The sequence below is a fragment of the Telluria sp. ZT3P39 genome (assembly GCF_059685935.1).
Window position 1 is genome coordinate 154,249 of the sequence record NZ_JCASIH010000002.1, and the last position, 15,908, is coordinate 170,156.

Genomic DNA, 15,908 nt, shown 5'->3' on the forward strand with positions numbered 1-15,908 from the left:
GGAGAGAGTCGTCATCACAACTTACGCTTATGATGGCTGACGATATTGCACATACGCAATAAGCAAACGAACCGGACCTGTACATGAACGATCAGGCGTCTTGAAGCGCGTACGAGCGCTTCGCGGACAAGCGCTCTCCATTTGCGCCAACGCTTGTCGAGCATAAGAATTTCTAGCTAGCATTGCTCCTCGATATGAGATCGCGGAGGCAAGCATGGCGAGCATGTGCACTGCAATCGATTCATTTCCTGGCGCACTTGGGTTCATCAGCGCCGCACACCGAAGCGCCGTCCTGGCCCATCCGCAATGGAGCGACGTCGCGCAGAATCCCGACCCTGTCCGCCAGCTCGTCTGGATGGTTGAGCAGCAATTGCTTTCCTATGATGAGCTCGATGACTTGCAGACTCTGGAGCCAGAGCCATCCGAACCAGACCGGATCGTCGAAGAAGCCTACGCCCTGCTTGCCCAGTCCAATACGCCGGCGAATAACGGTCTGCTCCACCAGCCTTACCCGTAGACGGGCCTTGAGCAACCCGCTCATCGCCTAGACTGACTTCTTCCTGGCGGTCTTGGCCTTTTTCCGTTTAGGTTTCGACAAACGTTGAATGAGCCCCTCAAGGGCGGCACGGGGTACGCGAAGGTATTCCACCACCATCTCATTTTGTTTCCGGTATCCCCGACCAGTCGCCTGTAATTCGGTCATTTCGACCGACATGAAGTCCTCGTACTTCCCGGTGTACACGGTTGCCATGGCAAACCGCTTAGCGGACGGGCTCAAGGACAATTTTGCCAATGCCTGCTCGGGATGGGTCACGAAATCCGCGCGGACCTGCAGCAGCGGCCCGACGGCGAATCTGTACGGCAGGCGCGTCACGCTTGCCCATCGATGCGATGCCTCGCAAAACGGTTTTTCCGCCTGCTTGCGGCCAGCGTCGCAGGGCACGGTCAACAACAGCGAACATTCAACCAGCCAGCCAAAGCAGCGGACGAGGTCGACATCCATGTCGTCGCTCCACTCGGTGGCAGCCGACGCTGCCCGGAATCCGTCCCACAAGGCCGCCGGATAGGCCAGCAGGTCGGCCAGTGGGATCGCCATGGAATGGCCGGGCATGCTGCGTACGCTGTCATACGCCGCGAACACGATCCAGAAGACCCACTGGGATGCCCAGCCAAACAATCCGACCACCACCCCGAATTGCTTCATCATGAACGGATTGCGCACCTTCGCCAGGCAGCCGGCAGTCGTCACAACAAGATGTAGCCAGAAAGCGAAAGGCCAGATGGTGAGCGTGCCCATGTACCAGGGCGCCCGGGCGCTAATCCACGCATAAGGAAGCGCACCGGCAGCGGCGAGGCACAGGCAAGCCAGCAGTGAAGGGAAGGCCATGAGGGGAATCTGGCCGGAAGGCTGGTAGAAGGCCGGGCGCATGGCGCTGCTCCAGGAAGCACGACATTGGCGAACAGGACGTAAGCGAAGGTCGATACTACCCTGCGAGCAGCAGGGCTAATTGCGTCTGAGCAAGTTCTATCCGGGCAGCGACGTATTCGGCAACACCGCCGTAAAACTGCTCCCCTGCCCCGGCACCGAACTGATCATCAGGCGCCCGCCGTGGCGCAGCAGCACGTGCTTGACGATGGCCAGTCCCAGGCCCGTACCCTGGGTTTCGCGCGAGCGGCTCTTGTCGACGCGGTAGAAGCGCTCGGTCAGGCGCGCAATGTGGATCGGCTCGATGCCGATGCCGCAATCGATCACCGAGAAGCGCAGGTCGTCGGTCCCGCGCGTCCACGTCAAGCGGATGGTGCCGCCCGCGGGCGAGTAGCGCACCGCGTTCGAGGCCAGGTTGGCAAAGGCGCTGCGCAGTTCTTCGGCGTTGCCCATCAGGTCCGGCCCGTCGACCTCGGCCTCGACGGTGTGGCGCCCGCCGGACAGGGCCCGGGCCTCGAGCGCCACCGATTCCACCAGCGCGCGCACGTCGACGCGTTCGCGCCTGAGCGGGAACTCGTCGGATTCCAGGCGCGACAGGGTCAGCATGTCGCCGATCAGGCGTTGCATGCGCTGGGCCTGCTCCGTCATCAGGGACAGGTGGGCGGTGCGGGTGGCCACGTCCAGGCCGGGGTCGGACATCGCGATTTCCAGGAAACCGACGATGACGGTCAGCGGCGTGCGCAGCTCGTGCGAGGCGTTGGCGATGAAGTCGCGCCGCATCGCTTCGATGCGCTCGGTATCGGTGGCGTCGTGCGTCACCAGGATCTGGCGCCGGTTCTCGAACGGGATGATGCGGCATTCGAGCTTGCGGCCGCGGAAGGACAGGGTCAGCGGCGTGTCGTAGCGCCCCAGGATCACGTAGTCGATGAACTCGGGATGGCGCACCAGGTTGGTCACGCGCAGGCCCTTGTCGCGCGCCAGGCTCAGGCCCAGGTGGCGCTCGGCCGCCTCGTTGCACCATTCGAGGAACAGCACGTCGTCCATGATGGCCACGCCCTCCGGCAGCATCTGCATCGCCTGGCGAAAGCGCGCCAGCCATTCGGCCATCTCGGCCTGGTGGCGCTCGTCTTCGCGGCGCAGGCGGTACAGGCGCGCGAACACGTCGGTCCAGGCCCCCCACCCGTCCGGCAGGCGGCTCGAGTGCGGGTCGTTCAGCCATTCGCCCAATTCGTGCAGGTAGCGCAACTGGACGAACAGCGCGATGATCACCGCCCCCAAGGCGAAGACCAGCGCCTCGACGATGCCCGACATCCACCAGACCACCAGGGCCGCGACGAACACCATGCCCAGGCGCAGCACGGCCGGCACCCAGAACAGCAGCTTCGGGTTCATCGAGCGCACGCTATTTTTCGGACAGCATATAGCCGACGCTGCGCACCGTCCGGATCAGGCCGTCGGCGCTCTTGAGCGCCTTGCGCAGCCGCAGCACGTGCACGTCCACCGTGCGCTCTTCGATCACGGCATGGTCGCCCCATACCTTGTCGAGCAGCTGGGCGCGCGAGAACACGCGCTCGCGGTGCGCCAGCAGGAACTTGAGCAGCTTGTATTCGGCATTGCCGATCTCGACCTGCTGGTCGTCGACGCAGACCGTGCAGCTGTTCGGGTCGAGCACCACGCTGCCGGCGCGCAGCGGCGCTTCCGACAGGTGCGGGCTCTTGCGGCGCAGCAGCGCACGCGAGCGCGCCAGCAGTTCGCGCGGCGAGAACGGCTTGGTGATGTAGTCGTCGGCGCCCGTATCGAGGCCGGCGAGCTTGTCTTCTTCCATGCTTTTCGCGGTCAGCATGATGACCGGGATGTCCTGGAAGTCGCGGTCGCCGCGCAGGCGCGACAGCAGGCGCAGGCCGCTCTGGTCGGGCAGCATCCAGTCCAGCAGCAGCAGGTCGGGCTTGCCGTGCTTGATGCTGTCCCAGGCGCCGCCGACGGTATGGGCGGTGCGGATGTCCCAGCCGGCTTCGCGCAGCGAGTACTTCACCAGCTCGACGATCGCCGGTTCGTCCTCGACCACCAGCACGCGCGTGTTGTCCGCCATGCTCAGGCTGCCGGCTGCTCGATGGCCACCGGCTTGCTGTGGCGGATGTCGCGGCCTTCGACCACATAGATCACATATTCGGCGATGTTCTTGGCGTGGTCGCCGATGCGCTCGATCGCCTTGGCCACCCACAGCGTATCGAGTGCCGACGAAATCGTGCGCGGGTCTTCCATCATGAAGGTGATTAGGTTGCGCAGGATGGTGCGGAATTCGTGGTCGATGCCTTCGTCGGCCGCGATCAGTTCCAGCGCCTGCTTGCCGTCCAGGCGGGCGAAGGCGTCCAGCGCATTGTGCAGCAGCTCGCAGGTGGCTTTCGCAATCGAGCGGACCATGTCGTAATGCGCGAAGCTGGTGTTGCCACGCTCGTACAAACTCTTGGAGGTGCGCGCGATCTTCGAGGCTTCGTCGCCGATGCGTTCGAGGTCGGTGATCACCTTGATGCTGGCCATCACGGTGCGCAAATCGTTCGCGGTCGGCTGGCGGCGCACGATCAGGTGGCTGCAGGCGTCGTCCAGCTGCACTTCGAGCTGGTTGACGGCCTGGTCCTCGGCCATCACGCGGTCGGCACGCTCGGCGTCGCCGGTCCGGAAGCACTCGAGTGCCTGCTCGAACTGGGTCTCCACCATACCGCCCATCAAGAGGACCTTGGAACGAATCGCTTCCAGCTCCTGGTCATACTGCTTGGATGAATGCTCGCCCGTCATGTATATCTCCGTCTAATGTTTGTATTCTCGTGATCAGCCAAAACGACCGGTAATGTAATCCTGCGTCTCTTTGCGCGCGGGATTCATGAAGATCTGGTCGGTTTCGCCGAATTCCACCAGCTCGCCAAGGTACATGTAGGCGGTGTAATCGGAACAGCGCGCGGCCTGCTGCATGTTGTGGGTCACGATGGTGATCGTGTAATCCTGCTTGAGCTCGCTGATCAGTTCCTCGATCTTCGCGGTCGAGATCGGGTCCAGCGCCGAGGTCGGCTCGTCCAGCAGCAGCACGTCCGGCTTGACCGCCACGCCGCGCGCGATGCACAGGCGCTGCTGCTGGCCGCCCGACAGCGACAGGCCGCTCTTGCTCAGCTTGTCCTTGGCTTCTTCCCACAGCGCGGCCTTCTTCAGCGCCCATTCCACGCGCTCGTCCATCTCGCCTTTCGAGAGGTTCTCGTACAGGCGCACGCCGAAGGCGATGTTGTCGTAGATCGACATCGGGAACGGGGTCGGCTTCTGGAACACCATGCCGATCTTGGCGCGCAGCATGTTCACGTCGACACCCGGCTCCAGGATATTGCGGCCGTGGTACATGATCGAGCCCTCGGCGCGCTGGCCCGGGTACAGATCGTACATGCGGTTCAGGGTGCGCAGCAGGGTCGACTTGCCGCAGCCCGACGGGCCGATGAAGGCCGTCACCTGCTTGTCGTGGACGTCGAGCGACACGTTCTTCAGGCTCTGCGTCTTACCGTAGAAGAAGTTCAGGCCTTCGATTTCGATCGTCTTGGCTTTGGCGCTGGCTGCGGCCTGGTTCGGCATAAGTTGGGTCATCGGTTTGTTCTAGAAAAAATTAACGTGGAGTCTTCTGGCTGAACAGGGTGCGCGACAGGATGTTCAGCAGCAGCACGGTAAAGGTCACGAGCAGCGCACCACCCCATGCCAGCGAACGCCAGTCGTCGTAAGGGCTCATCGCGAACTGGTAGATCACGACCGGCAGGTTGGCCATCGGCGAGGTCATGTCGTTGCTGTAGAACTGGTTGTTCAGCGAGGTGAACAGGAGCGGCGCGGTCTCGCCGGACACGCGGGCCACGGCCAGCAGTACTCCCGTGATCACGCCTGCCTTGACGGCGCGCAGGCGCACCATCGTTGCAACTTTCCAGTGCGGGGCACCCAGCGCATACGCCGCCTCGAGCAGGCTGGTGGGAACCAGGCGCAGCATGTTATCGGTGGTGCGGACCACCACCGGCACGGCGATCAGGGACAATGCGATCGAACCGGCAAAGCCGGAGAAATTACCGGTCCTGGTCACATACAGGGCATACACGAACACGCCGATCACGATCGAGGGCGCCGACAGCATGATGTCGGTCACGAAACGCGTGACCTGGGCGAAGCGGTTGCCTTCGCCGTATTCGGCCAGGTAGATGCCTGCCAGGATGCCGATCGGGGTGCTGACCAGGGTCGACAGGCCGACCATCATCAGGCTGCCCACGATCGCATTGCGCAGGCCGCCGGGGCTGCCCGGGGCCGGGGTGTCGCCCGTGAACAGGCTGAGCGACAAGGCGCCGAAGCCGTTGATCAGGAGCGTGATCAGGATCCAGGCCAGGAAGGCCAGGCCTATGCCCATTGCCAGCACCGACAGCGCGATGCCGAAACGGTGCGCCAGCAGGCGCTTGCGGTACACGGGGTTTTTTACAGGAGTAGTCATTATTTGCTTCCTTCGTTGCGCGCCATCCCGGCCAGCATCAACTTGGCTGCCGACAGCACGATGAAGGTGATGGCGAACAGGATCAGGCCGAGCGCGTACAGCGACGAGGTGTGCAGCGGCGTGGTGGCTTCGTTGAACTCGTTGGCCAGGGTCGAGGAAATCGAATTACCGGCCGAGAACAGCGACCAGGACAGGTCGTGCGCATTGCCGATCAAGAAAGTCACCGCCATGGTCTCGCCCAGCGCGCGGCCCAGACCGAGCATCACGCCACCGACCACGCCGTTGCGCGTATAGGGCAGGACGATCTTGCGCACCACTTCCCATTTGGTGCAACCGAGGCCGTATGCGGACTCCTTGAGCACCGTCGGAACGATTTCGAACACGTCGCGCATGACGGACGCAATGAACGGAATGATCATGATCGCGAGGATCAGACCTGCTGTAAGGATGCCGATGCCCATGATCGGGCCCTGGAACAGCTGGCCGATGACCGGCAGCTGGCCGATGGTGCTCTTGAGCAGGGGCTGGACGTGGTCGGCGAACAGCGGCGCGAACACGAAGAAGCCCCACATGCCGTAAATGATGGACGGAACGCCGGCCAGCAGCTCGACGGCCGTGCCCAGCGGGCGACGCAGCCAGACCGGACAGATCTCGGTCAGGAACAGGGCAATACCGAAGCTGATCGGAAAGGCCACGGCCAGCGCGATGATCGAGGTGGCGAGCGTGCCCCAGATCGCGATCAGGGCGCCGAACTGGTCGCCCACCGGATCCCACTCGACCCGGGTGACGAATCCCAGTCCGAATTCGCGGAAGGCTGGAGCCGCGCCGATCACCAGCGAAGCAATAATCCCGACCAACACCAGCAGCACCGAGGCCGCGAACAGCAGCGTGACCTTATGGAAGATGAAATCCTGGATGCGCTGGTTGCGCATCGTGTTGCGCAGGGCGGCCGAGTGGAAGCCGTTGGCATCGTCCTGCTGTTTGGACAGATCGGGCATCGCGACGGAGGTGTGTACGCTCATAACTTTTTGTCAATCTTGCTGGCGAACGAAAGGGCTGGCGTACCTTAAAACCGCCAGCCCTGCCCTTCGCTGTGAAAGGGAAATTACCAGAGCGCCTTGCCCGCAGCGTCCTTCATATTGGCGCGCCATGCGTCCTGCACCAGCTTGGTGACGGTGTCCGGCATCGGTACATAGTCCAGCTCGGCCGCAGCGGCATCGCCGTTCTTGTAGGCCCAGTCGAAGAACTTCAGCACTTCCTTGCCCTTGTTCGCGTCGGCCTGGCTTTTGTGCACCAGGATATAGGACACGCCGGTGATCGGCCAACTGGCTTTGCCTGGCTGGTTGGTCAGGACCACGGCGAAGCCCGGGGTGCCGGTCCAGTTGGCGCCTGCAGCGGCGGCCTTGAAGTTCGCATCGTCCGGCTGCAGGAACACACCGTCCTTGTTCTGCAGCTGGGTGTGCTGCATGCGGTTCTTCTTGGCGTAGGCCCACTCGACATAACCGATCGAACCCTTGATGCGCTGGACGTTGGCGGCGACGCCCTCATTGCCCTTGCCTCCCACGCCCACGGCCCATTTCACCGCGGTGCCGGAGCCAATCTTCGTCTTCCATTCAGGGCTGGTCTGGGACAGGTAATCGGTCCAGAGGAAGGAGGTGCCCGAACTGTCTGCGCGGTGCACGACGGTGATTTCATCGGCGGGCAGCTTCACGCCCGGGTTCAGCGCAGCGATCTGCGGCGCATTCCAGGTCTTGATCTTGCCCAGGAAGATGTCGGCCAGCACTGCCCCGGTGAGCTTGAGCTGGCCCGGAGCGGTCCCCGGCAGGTTCACGACCGGCACCACGCCGCCCATGATGGCCGGGAACTGGAACAGGCCGGCGGCGTTCAGTTCAGCGGCAGGAAGCGGCATGTCGGAAGCGCCGAAATCGACGGTCCTGGCCTTGATCTGCTTGATGCCGGCGCCCGAGCCTACCGACTGGTAGTTCAGGCCGTTGCCGGAGGTGGCCTTGTACATCTCGGCCCATTTTGCGTAGATCGGGTACGGGAAGGTCGCGCCGGCGCCGGTGATGTTGGCGGCCTGGGCGGCGGCTGCGAAGCTGGAAGCCGCGATGGCGACGGAGATGAACAGATGCTTCATGCGCATGGTGGTTCCTTTGTAAAGAGGCCTGGGACGAGTCCCGTTCATTGACGTTGCGAAGTCTACTGCCCGATTATGACAAGTTCATGACAGATGTAATAATCGAGCCTGCCGGGCGTAGCTTGCCCCGGTTTTGAACACTGGAGCACACGATTGCCGGGATTGGCCGCTTTCGGCGTCAAGCAGCCTCTACTGTTGTAAATATATTATCGGTTGGCGCCGCCGCCTGCCTTGTAAAGACAGCCGCTTCTGCTAACCTGAAGACAGGTTCTTCACAGGGAGGGGATGCTGAAAGGCGTTTACAGTTATGTTCAGTATTATGGTGTTTGGTATCCTGAGTGGCTTGGCTGGACTTGTTGCTTTCGAGATCTTCCAAGAGGTCAAAGGCAGCAAGGATAGCCTGACCGATCACTATCACGAATAGTGTGGATCCGATACTTCGGATCATGTCCTAAAGCGACAAAACGGCGAGGCCCAGAGGGCACTCGCCGTTTTGCATGGGGCCGCAGGACGGCCCGGATCGCTTCGAAGCTGGCGCTCAGCGCAGGTAGCGCGCCACCGCCGTCATCGCCGCCAGTTCCAGGTTCAGGAACTGGAAGCCGACCTTGAATTCTCCATTGCTGAAGATGCAGTAGAGCGCCCGGGCTCGCGCGCTGATCGGCACGAGCTTGCCGTCGATCAGCAGCTCGAAGCTGACTTGCCCGGTCTGGCCGACCGGCAGCGGGTCCGGCAGGTTGATGCAGACGCCATTGGCGCCGAGATCGCTGGTGCGCCCGCTCGCCGGGGCCATGCCTTCCATGGCCACGCGGGCGCGGGTACGCAGCAGCTTGCGTTCGGATGTCCTTTGTTCTGAAAGCACGTTATACCAATACTGTTAGTGAGTGAGTGCCTGCGGCAGGCAGGATGACAGGAGCGCGGGCGCGCTCAGTCGAGCTCGCGCAGCTTGGTGAAGGCCTGGTCGATGCGCTCGACCGCGATGATGGTCATGCCCTCGATTTTCTGCTTCGGCACGTTCCCCTTCGGGATCAGGGCGTGCGAGAACCCGAGTTTGGCCGCTTCCTTCAGGCGTTCCTGCCCGCGCGGCGCAGGACGGATCTCGCCGGCCAGGCCGACTTCGCCGAACACCACCAGGCCGCGCGGCAACGGCTTGTTGCGCATCGAGGAATTAATCGCCAGCAGCACGGCCAGGTCGGCCGCCGGTTCGGCGATCTTCACGCCGCCCACCGCGTTGATGAAGACGTCCTGATCGAAGGCGGCGATGCCGGCATGGCGGTGCAGCACGGCGAGCAGCATCGCCAGGCGATTCTGTTCCAGGCCGACCGACAGGCGGCGCGCGTTGGGCAGATGGCTGGCGTCGACCAGGGCCTGGATCTCGACCAGCAAGGGGCGCGTGCCCTCTTGCGTCACCATCACGCAGGAACCCGGCACCTGGTTGTCGTGCTGCGACAGGAACAGGGCCGACGGATTCGACACGCCCTTCAGGCCCTTCTCGGTCATCGCGAATACGCCCAGCTCGTTCACGGCGCCGAAGCGGTTCTTGATCGCCCGCACCAGGCGGAAGCTCGACTGGGTGTCGCCCTCGAAATACAGCACGGTGTCGACGATGTGCTCGAGCACGCGCGGGCCGGCCAGCGCGCCTTCTTTGGTCACGTGGCCCACCAGGATGATGGTCACCCCTGTCTGTTTGGCCATGCGGGTGAGCTGGGCCGCACATTCGCGCACCTGGGCCACCGAGCCGGGGGCCGAGGTCAGCGCGTCCGAATACAGGGTCTGGATCGAGTCGATCACCGCCACTTCGGGTTTGAGGTCGGCCAGGGTGCCGAGGATCTTCTCCAGCTGGATCTCGGCCTGGAAATTCAGCTCGGACGAATCGACCGACAGGCGCCGTGCGCGCAGCGCGATCTGGGAGCCGGATTCCTCGCCCGACACGTAGAGCGTGTTACGGGTGGCGGCCAGGTTGGCCAGTGCCTGCAGCAGCAGGGTCGACTTGCCGATGCCCGGGTCGCCGCCGATCAGCACCACGCCGCCGGCCACCAGGCCGCCGCCGAGCACGCGGTCGAATTCCTCGATGCCGGTGCCGAAGCGCGGCACGTCGAGCGCGTCGATGTCTTTCAGCGAGAGCACCGGCGCGGTCTGGGCCAGGCTTTTATGCTGGACCTGGGACATGCGGTTCACGCCCGGCGCCTCGACCACGCTCTCGACCAGGGTGTTCCAGGCCTTGCAGTCCGGGCATTGGCCGGCCCAGCGGCTGGCGGTCGCGCCGCATTCGCTGCAGACAAAAGCGGTTCGTGATTTAGCCATCGGTTCCCATCCGTCCTTCTTGTACGCGCACCCGCTGGGCGAGTGCGCACATCAGTTCATAGCCGATCGTGCCGGCCGATTGCGCCACCTCGTCGATCGGCAGGCCGTCGCCCCAGAGCGTGACCTTGCTGCCGATGCGGGCATTGCGGATCGGCGTCAGGTCGACCGTCATCATGTCCATCGACACCCGCCCGACCAGGGTCGTGCGCACGCCGTCGACCACCACCGGGGTGCCGTGCGGCGCGTGGCGCGGATAGCCGTCGGCATAGCCGCAGGCCACCACGCCCACCGTCATCGGGCCGGTCGCTTCGAAGCGGCTGCCGTAGCCGACCGTGTCGCCGGCCTTGATTTCCTGGATGCCGATGATCTCCGAGCGCAAGGTCATGGTCGGGCGCAGGCCGAAGTCTTGCGCGCTGCGTCCGCCCGGGGTGCCGCCATAGAGCATGACGCCGGGCCGCACCCAGTCGTTCGACAGCGCGTCGCCCAGCTCGGGCTGGTGCAGCACGCCGCCGGAATTGGACAGGCTGCGCTCGCCCGCCAGGTCGCCGGCGCCATGCTGGAAGCGGCGCACCTGCTCGGCGATGGTCAGGCGCGGGTGCTCCAGCTCGTCGGCATTGGCGAAATGGGTCATGTGGGTGATGTTGCGCACGCCGGGAATCGCGCGCAGGCGCTTGAAGGCCGCCGCATACTCGCCGGGCTGGAAGCCGAGGCGGTTCATCCCGGTATTCATCTTCAGGTGCACGTCGATCGGGCGGTAGAGCTGGGTGTACTCGAGCATCTTGATCTGCTCGATGTTGTGGACCGCACTATTGATATTGTGCTCGGCCAGCAGCGGCACGTCGGAGGCGTCGAAAATCCCTTCCAGCAGCAGCACCGGCTTGATCCAGCCGCTCTCGCGCAGGCGCACCGCGTTCTCGGTTTCGATCAGGGCCAGGCCGTCGGCCAGGGCGAAGCCGCGCATGGCGCGCTCCAGGCCATGGCCATAGGCGTTGGCCTTGACGACGGCCCAGATCTTTGCCTGCGGCGCGCAGCTGCGCGCACGCGACAGGTTGTGTTGCATGGAATCGAGGTGGATGGTGGCGGAGAGCGGACGTGGCATCGTCAATACCGGCGTTTCGAGGCCGGCTTTCAAAGCTGGGAAAGGGTGTATTTTACCGGAGTGGGCCGGGGTGTGCCGGCGCGCATACTGCTGACAAGCCCGGTTTTCTTTTGGAGCGGAGACCATTCATGGTATAAAGCAACTCGGACCAGCTTTTACTCTTTTAGAATGAACCGTGGTTTTTATACCATCATGGCGGCGCAGTTTTTCTCGTCGCTGGCAGACAATGCGCTCCTGTTTGTTGCGATCAGTCTGTTGACGTCGATGAATGCCCCGGCTTCGCTGACTCCCCTGCTGAAGCTTTCATTCGTGCTCTTCTACGTGCTGCTGGCCGCCTTCGTCGGCGCCTTCGCCGATTCGCTGCCCAAGGGCCGCGTGATGTTCATCGCGAACCTGATCAAGGTGTTCGGCTGCGCGCTGATGTTCCTGACCGTGCACCCGCTGCTGGCCTATGCCGTCGTGGGTTTCGGCGCAGCCGTCTACTCCCCCGCCAAATACGGCATCCTGACCGAATTGCTCCCGCCGGAAAAACTCGTGCCCGCCAATGGCTGGATCGAAGGCCTGACCGTGATGTCGATCATCCTCGGCACCGTGCTGGGCGGCACCCTGGTGAGCACGCGCGGCAGCGCATGGCTGCTGGGCTTCGACATTCCCGGCTTCGAGTCCGGGATCGATACCGGCGCGGAAGCGGCGATGTCGGTGGTCGTCGTCATCTATGTGCTGGCTACCCTGTTCAACCTGCGCATCCCGGACACCGGCGCGCGCTACGAGCACCAGGAACGCAACCCGGCCAAGCTGATCGCCGATTTCGCCAACTGCTCGGCCACCCTCTGGCGCGACAAACTGGGCCAGATCTCGCTGGCCGTGACCACCCTGTTCTGGGGCGCCGGCGCCACCTTGCAGTTCATCGTGCTGAAATGGGCCGAACGCTCGCTGCACATGCCGCTGGACAAGGCGACCAATCTGATCGGCGTGGTGGCGATCGGCGTGGCGCTGGGCGCCGTGATGGCGGCGCGCATGATCCCGCTGCGCAAATCGCTCACCGTGATCCCGCTCGGGATCATCATGGGCCTGGTGGTGTGCAGCATGGTGTTCGTCACGTCGGTGAGCTTCGCCTATCCGCTCTTGATGCTGATCGGCTTCCTGTCGGGCTTCTTCGTGGTGCCGATGAACGCCCTGCTCCAGCACCGCGGCCACGTGTTGATGAGCGCGGGCCACTCGATCGCGGTCCAGAACTTCAACGAAAACCTGTCGATCCTGACCATGCTGGCGCTGTACGCGATCATGATCACCCTGAACCTGGACCTGGACATCATCGTCGTCATGTTCGGCCTGTCGGTGGCGGGCATCATGTATTTCATCGGCCGTCGCCACGCGGCGAACCAGCGCGAGCATGATTCGCTCGCGCTGATTGGTGAACACAAGCATTGATTATCGGCGTGCCGCGGCCCGCGCGCGCCAATCGTTCGGTACGATGAACCCTCGGTCGATTTCCTCGATTATCCCCGCCACATGCCGCACCACCGCCACCAGCACCGGGGTCTGGTTCGTCTCGAACTGCGCCTCCAGCTCCGCATGCAGCTGCGCGCCATTCAACATCCATTCGGCTGAACTGGCGCGGAACGGCGCCAGCCACTGCAGCTTGGGCAGGACCAGGAAGCCTTCCCCGTGCAGGGTGTCGATGTCCTCCAGCGCGCACCAGAAGCCGCGGCAATGGCCGGCGGCGATGCCTTGCATCTCCAGCCAGCTGCCTGCCGGATAAAACAACCAGCCCTTGACCAGCGCCCGCGCCCGCACGACGGGGCGCGGCAGCAAGGCCTGCGCGGCGGGGTGCTCGCCCAGGCTCAATTGGCGCTCGAAGACCTTGCGCATCTTGGCGCCCAGGCTGTCGGCCAGGTTGGGGCCGACCAGCGCGTCCATCTCGCGCCCGCCCTGCCCTTCGAGCAGGTAGAACTTGGTGGCGAACTCGATATGCTCGACCGCGTCCGGGCCGTCTTCCAGTAAAAAGTCGAATTCGCCGACGGTGTCGTTGCGGTTGGCGCGCACCTGCAGGCCGTGGGCGACCAGCATGCCGTGCTGCTCATAATAGAAGGCCATCAGTTTTTCGGCATACAGGCCGAGGCGCGTGTAGACGCGCGGCCCCAGCGCCGCGTCCAGCGCGGAAGGATCGTGGTCGAGCTGATTGAGCCAGGCGGCGGTCTCCGGCGTGACCGGGCCCACCGTGGCGATGCGGCCGGCCCACAGCGGGTGGTGGGCATCGAGCAGGCCGGGCGCATCGAGCAGCCAGGCCAGCGCCCGCACCCGGGCGCGCCGCAGGTGGCCCCAGCGGCGGTGGAAGCCCTGCTGGTAGCTATCGAGGGGCGCGTCCATCCGTGGCTTTCGCCCGGCACAAATCCGCCCAGGCCAGCGCCTTGTCGGCGCCGCGCCGCAGCAGCTCGCCCGGATGCAGGGTCGCCACCATCGGCACCTCGCCAAGTCGATGGGTGACGCCGCGCGAACCGGCCAGCGGCTCGGCGAGCGGCTTGCCGAGCAGGCCATTGGTGGCCACCTGGCCCAGGGTCAGGACGGTGGCGGCGCCGCACAGTTCGCGCTCGCGCTCGAGGAAGGGACGGCAGGCCGCCACTTCGTCGAGCGTCGGCGCGCGGTCGCCGCCATTGCGGTTGGCGGGGCGGCATTTGACCAGGCTGGTGATGTACACGTCGGTCTCGCGCGACATGCCGACCGCCTGCAGCATGTTGTCGAGCAGCTTGCCGGGATCCCCGGTCATCGGCTCCCCGGCCTGTTCATCGATGGCGCTGGCGGTGCCCGCCGCGACCAGCCAGCGCGCGCTGCGCGCACCGGCGCCGAATACCGGCTTGCGGCCTTCGCTGCAGGCGCTGCAATGCTTGCAATTGGCCACCGCCAGACGCAGGCCATCCCAGTCGAGCGCGGAGACGTCGACCTGTTCGGGCGCGGGAACCGGTTCGACGACCGGCGGCGACCAGCTGCGCGCCGGCGCCGGCTCGGCGACCTGGCGCGGCATCGGCGGGGGCGCCAGCGCAGCCGGCGGCGCTACCGGTGCGGCTGCGGCCGGAGCGGCTTGGTCGACGACGTCCACCGCGGCGGGCGCCGCGCGCACGCTCCACAGCGGGCCGATGCCCATCTCGGCCAGGAAGGCCGCATCGCGGTCGCTGATTCGATTCACAGGTCCAGCCTCATCACAATGGCATCCTCGCGCAGGCCGGCATGGGCCGGGTAATAGCCTTTGCGGCGGCCGATTTCGCGGTAGCCGTAGCGGCGGTAGACGTCCAGTGCGCGCTCGTTCGACGGGCGCACTTCGAGCAGGATCGAGTCCATGCCCTGCTCTTTCGCGCGCGCGCCAATGCGGTCCAAAAGGTGGCGGCCCAGCCCCTGGCGCTGGCGGCCGGCAGCCACCGCCACGTCGAGCAGGTGGGCTTCGTCGACCGCGTACATCAAGAGATAGTAGCCGGCCAGCGCGCCGTCCCGGTCGCGCACGGTCCAGGCATCGTAGCTGCTGGCCAGCGAATCGCTAAAATTGGTCCGGCTCCACGGGTGCGGGAACACGCTGCATTCGAGCGCGTGTACTTCGTCCAGGTCGCCAGGCGCCATCGGCGCGAACACCAGCTGGCCCAGCGCATTGGCTACCGTCATGCGCCCGCCTTGGCAGCATTGATCGCCAGCCGCTCGGCGCTGGTGAAGGCGATCTTGTTGCGCAGGTAGAGCGGCTGGGCCTGTGCCGCCGGCAGGCCCAGGCCGGCCGCCAGGGCGGGCACTGCCAGCAGCGCCATCTCGCGCGCCTGCGGCAGGATGTCGTCCATGGCACCCGCGGCGAAGGCCTTGCCGGCAAACGCCTCCGGATAGGCGCAGAAACCGTTGCCGCAGGCCGCCAGGCCATCGGCCGCGACCGGCTGCACCGCATCGGGCGCCGACAGGGTGGGCGCCACGACCTCGATCCAGTCGCCATCGTAGCGGTACTGGGCCCAGTAAACCTCGTTCATGCGCGCGTCCAGCACGGCCAATACTTCGGTGGCGCCGGTGCGGGCGCGGCAGGTTTCCGCCATGGCGGCCAGGGTCACCATCGGCAGCACCGGCAGGCCGGCCCCGAAAGCCATGCCCTGGGCCACGCCGCAGGCGGTGCGCACGCCCGTGAAGGAGCCGGGACCGGCGCCGAAGGCCACGGCATCGCAATCGGCCAGCCGGATGCCGGCTTCGGCCAGCAGTTCCTGCACCATCGGCAAAATCGATTGCGAATGGGTGCGCACACCGGTGGTGGAGCGGGCGAATACGGTGTCCCCGGCCAGCAGCGCGCAGGACGCGAGCTCGGACGAGGTTTCGATGGCGAGGATGTTGGGCATGCCGACATTTTACCCGCTCGGCCGCGCATCGACCACGTCCTAGGCGCCGGCGTTTCCCCGGATGCACAAGAACCGGGCAACACGCGGTAGAA

Annotated in this window: 17 protein-coding genes; 2 read left to right on the forward strand and 15 right to left on the reverse strand. The window is 64.8% G+C overall.

The window, feature by feature from the left end:
* The first annotated feature begins 214 nt into the window (after positions 1–214).
* The gene (locus AC56LR_RS02875) at positions 215–517 is read left to right on the forward strand and encodes a hypothetical protein (protein ID WP_497127217.1); all 303 of its coding nucleotides are present in this window, start codon (positions 215–217) and stop codon (positions 515–517) included.
* A gap of 27 nt (positions 518–544) precedes the next feature.
* On the opposite strand, the gene AC56LR_RS02880 is transcribed toward AC56LR_RS02875, so the two are convergent.
* The 11 genes from AC56LR_RS02880 to alr form a co-directional block, all read right to left on the reverse strand.
* A complete protein-coding gene (locus AC56LR_RS02880) occupies positions 545–1,429 on the reverse strand; it encodes a hypothetical protein (RefSeq protein ID WP_497127220.1) in 885 nt (294 codons plus the stop codon).
* Positions 1,430–1,525: 96 nt separating this feature from the next.
* Positions 1,526–2,818, reverse strand: coding sequence for a phosphate regulon sensor histidine kinase PhoR (gene phoR, locus AC56LR_RS02885; protein WP_497127758.1), 1,293 nt, complete (start codon positions 2,816–2,818; stop codon positions 1,526–1,528).
* Positions 2,819–2,828: 10 nt separating this feature from the next.
* Positions 2,829–3,515, reverse strand: coding sequence for a response regulator (locus AC56LR_RS02890; protein WP_497127222.1), 687 nt, complete (start codon positions 3,513–3,515; stop codon positions 2,829–2,831).
* Between the two features lie 2 nt (positions 3,516–3,517).
* Complete coding sequence (phoU, locus tag AC56LR_RS02895; RefSeq protein WP_497127224.1) at positions 3,518–4,219, reverse strand: phosphate signaling complex protein PhoU; 702 nt, start codon at positions 4,217–4,219, stop codon at positions 3,518–3,520.
* Positions 4,220–4,252: 33 nt separating this feature from the next.
* Positions 4,253–5,047 (reverse strand): phosphate ABC transporter ATP-binding protein PstB, encoded by a 795-nt coding sequence (pstB, locus tag AC56LR_RS02900; RefSeq protein ID WP_497127227.1) that lies wholly within the window; start codon positions 5,045–5,047, stop codon positions 4,253–4,255.
* A 19-nt stretch (positions 5,048–5,066) separates the two neighbouring features.
* Positions 5,067–5,924, reverse strand: coding sequence for a phosphate ABC transporter permease PstA (pstA, locus tag AC56LR_RS02905; RefSeq protein ID WP_497127230.1), 858 nt, complete (start codon positions 5,922–5,924; stop codon positions 5,067–5,069).
* Positions 5,924–6,922, reverse strand: coding sequence for a phosphate ABC transporter permease subunit PstC (gene pstC / locus AC56LR_RS02910; RefSeq protein WP_497127760.1), 999 nt, complete (start codon positions 6,920–6,922; stop codon positions 5,924–5,926). The genes pstA and pstC overlap by 1 nt, the downstream gene beginning before the upstream one ends.
* A gap of 107 nt (positions 6,923–7,029) precedes the next feature.
* Positions 7,030–8,067: a phosphate ABC transporter substrate-binding protein PstS gene (gene pstS / locus AC56LR_RS02915; RefSeq protein ID WP_497127232.1), complete on the reverse strand. Its 1,038-nt coding sequence runs from the start codon at positions 8,065–8,067 to the stop codon at positions 7,030–7,032.
* 532 nt (positions 8,068–8,599) lie between these two features.
* On the reverse strand, positions 8,600–8,920 hold the full coding sequence (locus AC56LR_RS02920; protein ID WP_497127234.1) for a PilZ domain-containing protein: 321 nt from the start codon (positions 8,918–8,920) through the stop codon (positions 8,600–8,602).
* A 65-nt stretch (positions 8,921–8,985) separates the two neighbouring features.
* Complete coding sequence (gene radA, locus AC56LR_RS02925; protein WP_497127236.1) at positions 8,986–10,362, reverse strand: DNA repair protein RadA; 1,377 nt, start codon at positions 10,360–10,362, stop codon at positions 8,986–8,988.
* Positions 10,355–11,461 (reverse strand): alanine racemase, encoded by a 1,107-nt coding sequence (gene alr, locus AC56LR_RS02930; protein ID WP_497127238.1) that lies wholly within the window; start codon positions 11,459–11,461, stop codon positions 10,355–10,357. The genes radA and alr overlap by 8 nt, the downstream gene beginning before the upstream one ends.
* 168 nt (positions 11,462–11,629) lie before the next feature.
* Between alr and lplT the strand changes: the two genes are divergently transcribed.
* Entirely contained in the window at positions 11,630–12,892 is a 1,263-nt protein-coding gene (lplT, locus tag AC56LR_RS02935; RefSeq protein ID WP_497127240.1) for a lysophospholipid transporter LplT, read from the forward strand.
* Here the strand turns inward: lplT and AC56LR_RS02940 are convergent, their stop codons facing one another.
* The 4 genes from AC56LR_RS02940 to tsaB are packed head-to-tail and all read right to left on the reverse strand — an operon-like array spanning position 12,893 to position 15,816.
* A complete protein-coding gene (locus tag AC56LR_RS02940) occupies positions 12,893–13,831 on the reverse strand; it encodes a DUF1853 family protein (protein WP_497127242.1) in 939 nt (312 codons plus the stop codon). It lies immediately after the preceding gene.
* The gene (locus tag AC56LR_RS02945) at positions 13,812–14,645 is read right to left on the reverse strand and encodes a uracil-DNA glycosylase (protein ID WP_497127245.1); all 834 of its coding nucleotides are present in this window, start codon (positions 14,643–14,645) and stop codon (positions 13,812–13,814) included. Before AC56LR_RS02945 ends, AC56LR_RS02940 begins: the two co-directional genes overlap by 20 nt.
* Complete coding sequence (gene rimI / locus AC56LR_RS02950; protein ID WP_497127247.1) at positions 14,642–15,112, reverse strand: ribosomal protein S18-alanine N-acetyltransferase; 471 nt, start codon at positions 15,110–15,112, stop codon at positions 14,642–14,644. Before rimI ends, AC56LR_RS02945 begins: the two co-directional genes overlap by 4 nt.
* A complete protein-coding gene (tsaB, locus tag AC56LR_RS02955) occupies positions 15,109–15,816 on the reverse strand; it encodes a tRNA (adenosine(37)-N6)-threonylcarbamoyltransferase complex dimerization subunit type 1 TsaB (RefSeq protein WP_497127249.1) in 708 nt (235 codons plus the stop codon). The genes rimI and tsaB overlap by 4 nt, the downstream gene beginning before the upstream one ends.
* Between the last annotated feature and the right edge of the window lie 92 nt (positions 15,817–15,908).